Here is a 9629-nt window from a genome sequence, read left to right as displayed (position 1 = left end):
CAAGCTCACCAACCGGGAAAAGGGAAAAGGAATAAATTTAATCTTTCCCCTTTTCCCCTTGCCCCTTTCCCTTTCCCAATGCCCCATACCCAATGCCCAATGCCCAATGCCCAATGACCAATGACTAACCCTTATGAAAGCATTAATTCTCTCTGGTGGTAAAGGCACACGTCTGCGTCCTCTCACCTACAGTGGAGCAAAACAACTGGTACCAGTCGCTAATAAACCTGTTTTATGGTATGGCATTGAAGAGATGGTTGCTGCTGGTATTACTGATATTGGCATCATTATCAGCCCGGAAACTGGTGCGGAAGTCCAAGCAAAAACTGGAAATGGTGAATTCTTCGGAGCCAAGATTACCTACATATTACAAGACCAGCCAGCTGGACTTGCTCACGCTGTCCAAATCGCCCGTCCGTTTTTAGGGGATTCCCCGTTTGTGATGTATTTGGGCGACAACCTAATTCAATTAGGCGACTTAAGGTACTTTTTGCAACAATTTAGCCAACAACAGCCTGATGCTTTAATTCTCTTGCGTCCTGTTGCCAATCCTAGCGCCTTTGGTGTGGCTGAGGTTGACGATGGAGGAAAGGTATTGCAGCTCATTGAAAAACCGAAAATTCCACCTTCAAATCTCGCATTGGTGGGGGTTTATTTCTTTTCTCACGTTATTTTTGATGCGATCGCTAATATCCAACCTTCTGCTAGAGGCGAACTGGAAATCACTGATGCCATCCAGTATCTAATTAATCAACAAAAACAGGTTGTTGCACATAAACTCCAAGGTTGGTGGCTAGATACTGGTAAAAAAGATGACTTGTTAGAAGCTAATCGTTTAGTTCTTGACACCTATTTGACACCATCAAATCTCGCTGAAGTCGATGCCCAAAGTCAGATTATTGGGCGAGTGAAAATCGGTGCAAAATCTCAAGTTATTAATTGCACAATTCGCGGCCCAGTAATCATTGGCAACAATTGTCATTTAGAAAACTGCTTCATCGGCCCTTATAGTAGCATTGCCAACAATGCCACACTCATTGATACAGATTTAGAACACAGCGTAATTTTAGAAGGTGCGAAAATTGCTGGCATCCATCAGCGCATTATCGATAGTGTCATTGGACAACGCGCCCAATTGACTATTGCACCCCGTCGCCCAAAAGCTTTACGATTCCTAATTGGTGATGATTGTCAAATTGAACTCACGTGATTGACTCTATTTTGGATTTTAAATTTTGGATTTGGGATTGAAATTAATGAGCATTACACATACCAAAATACTTGAAGTTATGCAAATCGAACCTAAAGTATTTGCAGACGATCGCGGTTTCTTTTTTGAAGCTTATAACCAGCAAAAATTTACTCAAGAAACTGGTGTGAGTGCCAACTTTGTCCAAGACAATCATTCTTTCTCAAAGCAAAACGTCTTGCGTGGATTGCATTACCAAATCCAACAACCACAAGGTAAACTGGTTCGCGTGATTGCAGGTACCATCTTTGACGTAGCCGTAGATATTAGAAAAAGTTCCCCCACATTTGGTAAATGGGTGGGTTATGAACTTAGTGCTGAGAACAAACGCCTACTTTGGATACCAATAGGCTTTGCCCACGGTTTTCTCGTACTTTCAGAAACAGCCGAAGTGCTATATAAAACTACAGATTACTACGCACCGCAAGGCGATCGTACAATCCTCTGGAACGATCCAGATATAGCTATAGACTGGCCTTTGAGTGCCCCACCGATTTTATCAGCTAAAGATGAAGCTGGTAAATCTTTAAAAACTGCTGAAATCTTTGATTAAATACAATGCCTAATGACTAATGACTAATAACTAATGACTAAATCAATTCTACTAATTGGTAGTAACGGTCAAGTCGGTCAAGAATTGCAACAAATTCTGCCATCTTACGGCAATGTTATCTCAGTGGCACGCCCAACAGTAGACCTTACCGAACCTGAGACTCTGCGTAACATTATCAAATCGAAGCAACCGCAAATTATCATTAACGCTGCTGCTTATACCGCCGTAGACAAAGCCGAAAGCGAACCGGAACTAGCCACCGCTATTAATGGTACTGCGCCTTTGATTCTCGCCGAAGAAAGCCAAAAATTGGGAGCTTTCTTAATTCATATTTCCACCGATTACGTTTTTGATGGTAACGGCTGTCGCCCATATCAAGAAACCGATGCCACAAACCCCTTGAGTGTTTATGGAAAAACCAAACTCACAGGAGAACAAGCAATTCTAGAAAATTGCACCAATCACCTCATCCTCCGCACAGCTTGGGTTTATGGAAACTTTGGCAAAAGTAATTTTGTTAAAACCATGCTAAGGCTGGGTGCAGAACGTCCAGAATTACGTATCGTCGCCGATCAAATTGGTAGCCCCACTTGGGCAAAAGATATAGCCGCAGTCATAGCCGAAATCATTCCTCATTTAAATTCAGATATTGCAGGCACATACCACTACACAAATAGCGGCGTTGCTAGCTGGTATGACTTTGCAGTTGCCATTTTTGAAGAAGCCCAACAGCTAGGCTTTCCTCTCAAAGTTGAAAATATCGTCCCCATTACAACCCCCGAATATCCCACACCCGCCCGTCGTCCTCCCTATTCCGTCCTTGCTTGTGGGAAAATTTCCACACTTATAGGAAAATATCCCCCCCATTGGCGGCAACAACTCCGGCAAATGCTCAGGCATTAGGCAGGGAAGCAGGGGAGCAGGGGAGCAGGGCAGCAGGGGGAATAACTCCTAACTCCTAACTCTTAACTCCCAACTCCCAACTCCCAACTCCCTATGCCCAATGCCCCATACCCTATCCTTTCTTCAAAACTCCTATTTCTTGTTGTATTGGCAAGACATCTAAAACATCTGTTTGGGAACAATATTTTAAATCTTCTTGACAGTGGAGACGCAATAGGCGTTGACCGTGACTAGCTTGGTGGAATAATCCTAATAAGTTATTTTGCCATTGAGAGAAAAGAGCGATCGCACTAATTACTTCATCGTTACCAGCTAGTTCTTCTGGTGACAAGTGAGTTTTCTCTAAAATACTGTGAGCGATCGCACCTGCACAAACTGTATCCTCTAAAGAAAAACTGCCTTCCCAACCTGAGCCGACAATCCACACTGTCTCTGGTTGCTTTTCTATAACGAATTGCACCACTGCTGCTCGGTTGATTAAGGCTGCGGCTAATACATTTGGCGAGTCTTGTACCCGTTGTAAAGCACGAGTGCCATTTGTAGTACTAATAAATAATCGACGCCCCTGCACCAATTCTGATGTACAGTCTAAGGGAGAGTTTCCTAACTCAAAGCCCTCTACTTTAGCGCCACCGCGTTCTCCAGCCCGCAGACGTTTTTCGGGAGGCCATTCTTCGCTAACTGCGATTAATCGATCTAAATCGCTGAATACTTGCACAGCTTCGCCTCCAGCAGCCAAAACAGTCGCTATCGTGCTAGTGGCTCGCAAGACATCGACAGCGATCGCACATTCTGGCGCTTTATCGGTGGGAGTCAATTCCGGAGTATGGTATACAAATAGCTTCACGCGCTGGATACACCTGCTTTTATACTAGAGCGGCAAACAAATAACATTCTACCTACTTAACGTCACTAACTATAGTCACAATTGCTTGCACAATTTTTTTACCATTAGAATACACAATGTATTTCATTAAGATATATAAATCAGATTGAGGCATGGGGCATGGGGCATGGGGAAATGAAGACATAATGGGACAACTTTTTAGCTAAATATTTAAGAGTCCCTAATCCTAAATAAATGCTCAAAAAGCTCATTTTTATGTTTTTAGATTACAAGACTTGCTGCACAATCTTGTAATCTAAAACAAGACAGCTAAGAGTCATTGGCCAGAGAGGGAGTGCTGAGTTAGGAATTAAGAGTTATTCTCGTCCTGCTTTCCAATGCCCAATGACGGCAGTTGCTCCACTTGGGGAGACCCCAAGACCGCTCTGCCTCCCCCATGTTCCATGCCCCATGCCCTACTCCACTTCAAAACTATGGCACCTTTACCCGATTACCGCCCTAAACAACTATCTTTAGGCCCCTTAGAAGCAGAAATTTTAAATATCGTCTGGGAACTTGGTTCAGTCACAGTCAAAGATGTTCACGATCGCATTTTGGCCGATCCCAACCGAGAATTAGCTTATACTTCGGTAACAACTGTTCTGCGACGCCTCACAGACAAAGGTTGGCTAGCTTGTGATAAAAAAGGACGGGCATTTTATTGGCGGCCGTTGCTGAGTAAACAACAATCACAGGTAATCAAAGCCCACGAACAGTTACAACGATTTCTGGCGGTGGGTAACCCTGATGTAATTGCAGCCTTCGCCGATAGTCTTGATGAAGCAGCCAGCGAACAAATCGCAGCCATCGCCAAACGCATACAATCTGCACGCCAAGCCAGGGAGGAAAAATGATGCATCTAATGATGATTTTGATTACTTTGGCCGTTGCTTGGTGGTTGAGATCCTCCTGGAGAGAACCCCAAGGTAGTTGGAGTTTGCGGTGGCGGCGATCGCTATTTTTGTTTCTCTTCCCCCCTTTGCTAATTTTTATGACAGCGATCGCTGTTTTGTTCATGGGGCCTCAAGGCAGAATGGGCGGAATGTACGCAGGTTCAATCAGTTATTTCCTGGCATTAATTTATTTAGGGATTTTTGCCATTTTATGCATTAAACTTGCCTTTCAAGGTTGGCAGTCTGTGGAATCTGCCCGGAACTGTCCTAGCGTGAATTTGGGAGAAAAACGAGCCAGACTACTGCAAACAGAAGCGATGTTTGCAGGACAAATTGGTTTTTGGCATCCGGAATTAGTGGTAAGCGTTGGATTATTACAAACTCTTTCACCAAATCATTTAGAAAGCGTCCTAGCACACGAACAAGGGCATTACCAGTACAGGGATACATTCTGGTTTTTCTGGCTGGGTTGGGTGCGTTCCTGTACTGCATGGTTGCCAAATACAGAACCTTTATGGCAAGAACTGTTAGTTTTGCGCGAACTCCGCGCCGACAGTTACGCAGCATTGCAGGTAGATCCTTTAGTGCTAGCAGAATCACTGTTGTTGGTAGTCAGTAGCAATCCTCTATCATCAGAAATTTGCTGTGCTGCATTGGGTTCTCCCAGTGCAGACCGTTTAGAACAAAGAGTAGAAGCTTTATTAGCACCACCAGAACCAACCCCAGAAGCTCAATTGCATTCCTGGCATGGATTTATGTTAGCTTTTTTACCTTTAGTAACTGTAATTTTTCATAGTTAAGTTAAATCTAAAAAGTTATGAATCCACATGTAGAGACGTTGCAATGCAACGTCTCTATTATTTGCGTCCTGTCAACACTTGTTCGACATTCAAATCCAGCTGTGGAAAAGTAGAAGAAATAATGCGTTCTTGTCCTCGGAATGCTACGGCATCATAGAACCCTTCTACAAGAGTGCATACTGTTACCATCTCTTGAATGGGGTCAACAATCCAGTATTCAGGAATTTCAAGAACAGCATACTCAGAACGCTTGCTGCGGTAGTCTGTGGTTTGTGTAGATTCGCTGACTACTTCTACTACTAATATGGGAGGAGTTTCGTTGAGTTCGATTACAGCTTCTCGATGAGAAAGTGCTTCCCATTGCTGTATTGGTAATACTACCACATCTGGAATTCGTGAAGTATCCCAACGTCCTCCACGTGGCGATCGCACTCCCACAGAAAACTTTTGTGCTGTCCAATCCTTACCCATTTTGGCACTTTCGTCATCAAAGCTTCGTTCTAAAAACTTGGAGATACCGCCGTGCTTACCAGTGCCAACACTCATTGCGATTAATTCTCCATCTACCAATTCATATTGGGTATCCGTGCCATCTTTATATTTAAGATACTCTGCAAAAGTCAGTTTTTTGGTGGTTGCAGTCATAGCGATCGCAATCCTCATTGATGACTGAATACAGTTATTCTAGGCGACAACCAAAGGTGACTAAGCAATATTGTTGACTGATGACTGTTGACCGCAAACAGTAGAATTTTTATATTTGGAAGTTCCGTTAAAAAGGTATTACAACACGAAATTGCGACGGTAGCAACATACCTCTTCTCTGTAACAACTTCTGCCTTCCCTGTAGCAGCTTCCGCCTTGACGTTTCCGTATTCCGCGCACCCTGTAACAGCTTCTGCCTTCCCTGTAGCAGCTTCCGTCTTCCCTGTAGCAGCTTCCGCCTTGACGTTTCCGTATTCCGCGCACACTGTAACAGCTTCCGTCATGTTTGTAGCAATATCGGTTCTTTCTGTAGCAATGTCAGTTGCGACGATAACAATAAAAACTTTGCCTCTTTTTTGTTACCTGCCTTAAAACCGAAAAATCTAGTTCCCTCACGCCACTTGCTTCAAGCCGGGGAACCCGTCCAACGCAGTGGCTCCCCTTTACAAGGGGAGGGTTAGGGTGGGGTAAAGAAAGGATTAGTAGTGATTCGATAACTTGTTAAATTACTCTTCTTCTAACACTTGTTCTACATATCTTCGTACCAAAGGCACTTGAAAAGCATCGCCTTCTACAGTCAAGATTTCTTTTCGCACTAGTTTGCGGACAACACCTTTGTCTTGTGGTGTGGGAGTTTCCCCTTGAATTAAACGCCGGAGTAAATTACGGTCATTCTCTGCTAAACTCCTCCATAATTCCCGAAAATACTGAACGCCTACCTCAAGCACTTGAGGAATAATAAAAATTAGCTCTGCGATTATACTTTTAGAAAATAGAAATTACTTCAAAAATAAATTGCGATCGCTTCGCTCAACTTGAATATTAAATTTGGCAAAACTCTGCGTTCCTTTGCGTTTACTCTGTGTCCCTTTGCGTTGAAAAAGGTAGTGTTTTTTAACGTAGAGCGATCGCAAAGGTTGGCGCAAAGGAACGCAGAGGTTTAATCGACGGCAAACAGGTGCTTATAAACCGCATCTACACTGTTGAAGGGCTAGTTCTATGGATTTAAGAATTGGAGAGCGAATGCAAATCAAGATGGTAGATTTTCGTACAACTTGGGTAACCTAACAGCAGGCATCGCCTAAGTGCATTAGAATTTTTATTCTTCTTTATAAGTGCTTTTTAAATTTTGCCCAGATACAGAGTGCCTTGTGGCAGACATCGCACTCATTCAATTAACATCAGGAGCTAGCAAAGCATAAATGAGTCTACTGTTAAAATGTCTTTTAGCGGTCAACAACAATCACCTCAACCGTTATAAAAAACTACTAACTGGCCTTGTTCTGTTACTGTGCTACCTGAATTTTGGTATCCAATCTGCTCGTGCTGAAGGTAGTCGCACCCTGTATCCCAGTAACGCCCCAGCTGGCAGTAGCAGAGCTAACCTAGAATGGCGTACTGATACTTATGGCGGTCTGGTATTGCGACGAACTTTACTAAAAGTCTATGCCAACAAAGATGAGTATATTCTTTTGGGTTCCAGTGCAGTTGGAGTAGGTAGTGGTAATATCAGAGTTTACAACCCCAATAGTGTCAGTGGCAGTGTTGGCAGTGAAATTATTCCCACCACACCAGATTTTCAATGTTCTTCTCAACCTGGGCGGGGTGTTATCTCAAGTCGCCAACAAGAGTTAAGTGGCCCCCGTGCGATTTCTGGCACAGGTAATCCCAACGGCTATATTCCCTGCTTCTACCAAGCTCCATCCACTGGAGTTTATGACATCGTTTTCTACGGGTCTGATGGCGGTAACTCTTCAACTAATGGTACTCCTACTGGTCAAATTAATTTGAGTAGTGGGAACAACTTTAATACTTCCCAAGGAAGTAGTGTTGCAGCTTGGGATGTAACGGTACGCAGCAGCGACCAAACTTCCACAATTGACTTGAACGGACGGTTATTCAGCTATTATTTGGCATTATTTACTGGTAATAATGGTTTAAATCTTAACTTTCCAGTTTATCCAATAACCACAGATGGCTTCCGATATAAGATAGAACTCAGGGGTACAGATCCCAATGGATTTGTTCTCTATGGTAATCAAACTGGCTTTTTTGATAGTGACGGCACATCGCCTCTCTACCACGACATACTGGGAGCAGATAGTCAGTTGGCAAATCCCCAAGGCGGTGTCAGCTTGGCTCGTCCGCAATTCGCTACCTTTTTCAACTCCATTGATGACACCGTGCTTCCATATGTTAACCGTTACAAACGAGATGGCACACTAGAGGGAACTAGCATTCCTCTTAGCCCAATTATTCCTACTGTTAATAACTTACAATTCAACGGGACAGTTTCAGGAAATAACAGTTCTTTCGGTACAGGTGGTACTTTTAACTTTAACAGCAACATTACAGGTACTTACGAACTGATTATCAGCCGAGACGGCAGCAATTTTGACCCTACCAACTCGCAAAATCGCCTTTTGCGAGGAATTATGCCCACAACGGGACAGCAAGCAATTAATTGGAATGGAAAAGATAACAGTGGTAATTTTTTTCCAGTTGGCAGTGATTACAAAGTTCGTGTCAGAACCTATGGAGGTGAATATCACTTTCCTTTATTAGACGCAGAAAACAATTTTACAGGCGGCCCTACCATCACAATGCTGAATGCCGCTAATCCCATAGGCAACACCACAGGATTTTATGACGATCGCGGTTATAAAACCATCGGTGGTTCTACCGTTGGCACTGTCGGTCAAGTACTCTGTGGAATTAATCCACCAAACCCAGCCTTTAGCGACCCAATTAACGGTTTTGACACCGCTAGCAATAACCGGAAATTTGGTCAGTCTGGTAATGCTGGTAATGCTGGGTCATCATGTAACGGCTCTTTTGGAGATACTAAAGGGTTGGATTTATGGACTTATTATCCTGGTACAACTCAACCAACTCCATTCAACATTATTAATGCCATAAATGCCAAGCTTTTGTTAGTCAAACGCATCACCCGCATCAATAATCAAGACATAACGGACATTGTAGATGGTCGGAGCGACGTGGCCACCACTGCTGCCAATTACATACCAGAACCCTACGCCACTGAAGATAACGATGCAAAATGGCCTGCTGGTTATTTGCGGGGAGTGATTAATGCTGGCGCTGTGAAGCCAGGAGATGAGTTGGAATATACTATCTACTTCCTTTCCAAAGGCCCCAATGATGCCACTAACGTTAAATTTTGCGACTTAGTTCCCAGCAGTGCTACTTTTATTTCCACAGCCTTTAATAGTAATGCACCGACTGATGGCGGTTTATCAGCAGCAGATAGAGGTATTGCCCTTGCAGTTAGTTCCAGCAATCCTACAGTTTACCTTAGCAACGTAGAAGATGGCGATCGCGGACGTTTCTATCCTGCAAACCAGTCAGTCCCCTCATCCTGCGGTACCAATAACAATGGCGCTGTAGTAGTGAATATCACCCGCACTCCAGATTTGCCCAATTTAATCAAAGATGTTTACGGCTTCGTCCGCTTCCGGGCTAAGGTGAAATAAAGTGTTGACTGTTGACTGATGACTGGGCATGGGGCATGGGGCAAGTAGGAAGTGTGGGAGGTGTGGGAGGTGTGGGAGGAGACGGAGGTGTGGGAGGTGTGGGAGGATGGTGAAAAAATCTTTCCCCCCACACTCCCCACACTCCC

Annotated in this window: 9 protein-coding genes; 6 read left to right on the top strand and 3 right to left on the bottom strand. The window is 43.8% G+C overall.

Annotated elements, in window-relative coordinates; all coding sequences use genetic code 11:
- Positions 1 to 133: 133 nt before the first annotated feature.
- From GNE10_RS27035 to rfbD, 3 genes are read left to right on the top strand one after another with little or no spacing between them, the layout of a single operon-like run.
- Complete coding sequence (locus tag GNE10_RS27035) at positions 134 to 1210, top strand: glucose-1-phosphate thymidylyltransferase (RefSeq protein WP_185568567.1); 1077 nt, start codon at positions 134 to 136, stop codon at positions 1208 to 1210.
- A 46-nt stretch (positions 1211 to 1256) separates the two neighbouring features.
- Positions 1257 to 1802 (top strand): dTDP-4-dehydrorhamnose 3,5-epimerase, encoded by a 546-nt coding sequence (gene rfbC, locus GNE10_RS27030; protein WP_185568564.1) that lies wholly within the window; start codon positions 1257 to 1259, stop codon positions 1800 to 1802.
- 33 nt (positions 1803 to 1835) lie between these two features.
- Positions 1836 to 2705: a dTDP-4-dehydrorhamnose reductase gene (rfbD, locus tag GNE10_RS27025; protein ID WP_185568561.1), complete on the top strand. Its 870-nt coding sequence runs from the start codon at positions 1836 to 1838 to the stop codon at positions 2703 to 2705.
- A gap of 112 nt (positions 2706 to 2817) precedes the next feature.
- On the opposite strand, the gene GNE10_RS27020 is transcribed toward rfbD, so the two are convergent.
- Entirely contained in the window at positions 2818 to 3552 is a 735-nt protein-coding gene (locus GNE10_RS27020; protein ID WP_185568558.1) for a 2-phosphosulfolactate phosphatase family protein, read from the bottom strand.
- A gap of 473 nt (positions 3553 to 4025) precedes the next feature.
- Here GNE10_RS27020 and GNE10_RS27015 point away from each other — a divergent pair, with 473 nt between their 5' ends.
- A complete protein-coding gene (locus tag GNE10_RS27015) occupies positions 4026 to 4445 on the top strand; it encodes a BlaI/MecI/CopY family transcriptional regulator (protein WP_099073228.1) in 420 nt (139 codons plus the stop codon).
- On the top strand, positions 4445 to 5284 hold the full coding sequence (locus GNE10_RS27010; protein WP_185568573.1) for a M56 family metallopeptidase: 840 nt from the start codon (positions 4445 to 4447) through the stop codon (positions 5282 to 5284). Before GNE10_RS27015 ends, GNE10_RS27010 begins: the two co-directional genes overlap by 1 nt.
- A gap of 57 nt (positions 5285 to 5341) precedes the next feature.
- Here the strand turns inward: GNE10_RS27010 and GNE10_RS27005 are convergent, their stop codons facing one another.
- Both GNE10_RS27005 and GNE10_RS27000 read right to left on the bottom strand, forming a co-directional pair.
- Positions 5342 to 5929 (bottom strand): Uma2 family endonuclease, encoded by a 588-nt coding sequence (locus GNE10_RS27005; RefSeq protein ID WP_185568511.1) that lies wholly within the window; start codon positions 5927 to 5929, stop codon positions 5342 to 5344.
- Between the two features lie 566 nt (positions 5930 to 6495).
- Positions 6496 to 6717, bottom strand: a complete 222-nt coding sequence (locus tag GNE10_RS27000) for a hypothetical protein (protein ID WP_260447052.1) — start codon at positions 6715 to 6717, stop codon at positions 6496 to 6498.
- Positions 6718 to 7191: 474 nt separating this feature from the next.
- Here GNE10_RS27000 and GNE10_RS26995 point away from each other — a divergent pair, with 474 nt between their 5' ends.
- The gene (locus tag GNE10_RS26995; RefSeq protein ID WP_185568508.1) at positions 7192 to 9483 is read left to right on the top strand and encodes a DUF11 domain-containing protein; all 2292 of its coding nucleotides are present in this window, start codon (positions 7192 to 7194) and stop codon (positions 9481 to 9483) included.
- Positions 9484 to 9629: the final 146 nt, after the last annotated feature.

Origin of the sequence: Nostoc sp. 2RC (genome assembly GCF_014222165.1) — a bacterium.
GTDB lineage: Bacteria > Cyanobacteriota > Cyanobacteriia > Cyanobacteriales > Nostocaceae > Nostoc > Nostoc linckia.
This window is presented reverse-complemented; position numbering and strand designations above follow the sequence as displayed.

What these genes read in the sequence shown, in the direction of transcription:
- GNE10_RS27035 (WP_185568567.1), top strand. Translation starts at nt 134, where the DNA reads ATGAAAGCATTAATTCTCTCTGGTGGTAAAGGCACACGTCTGCGTCCT.
- rfbC (WP_185568564.1), top strand. Translation starts at nt 1,257, where the DNA reads ATGAGCATTACACATACCAAAATACTTGAAGTTATGCAAATCGAACCT.
- rfbD (WP_185568561.1), top strand. Translation starts at nt 1,836, where the DNA reads ATGACTAAATCAATTCTACTAATTGGTAGTAACGGTCAAGTCGGTCAA.
- GNE10_RS27015 (WP_099073228.1), top strand. Translation starts at nt 4,026, where the DNA reads ATGGCACCTTTACCCGATTACCGCCCTAAACAACTATCTTTAGGCCCC.
- GNE10_RS27010 (WP_185568573.1), top strand. Translation starts at nt 4,445, where the DNA reads ATGCATCTAATGATGATTTTGATTACTTTGGCCGTTGCTTGGTGGTTG.
- GNE10_RS27005 (WP_185568511.1), bottom strand. Translation starts at nt 5,929, where the DNA reads ATGACTGCAACCACCAAAAAACTGACTTTTGCAGAGTATCTTAAATAT.
- GNE10_RS26995 (WP_185568508.1), top strand. Translation starts at nt 7,192, where the DNA reads ATGAGTCTACTGTTAAAATGTCTTTTAGCGGTCAACAACAATCACCTC.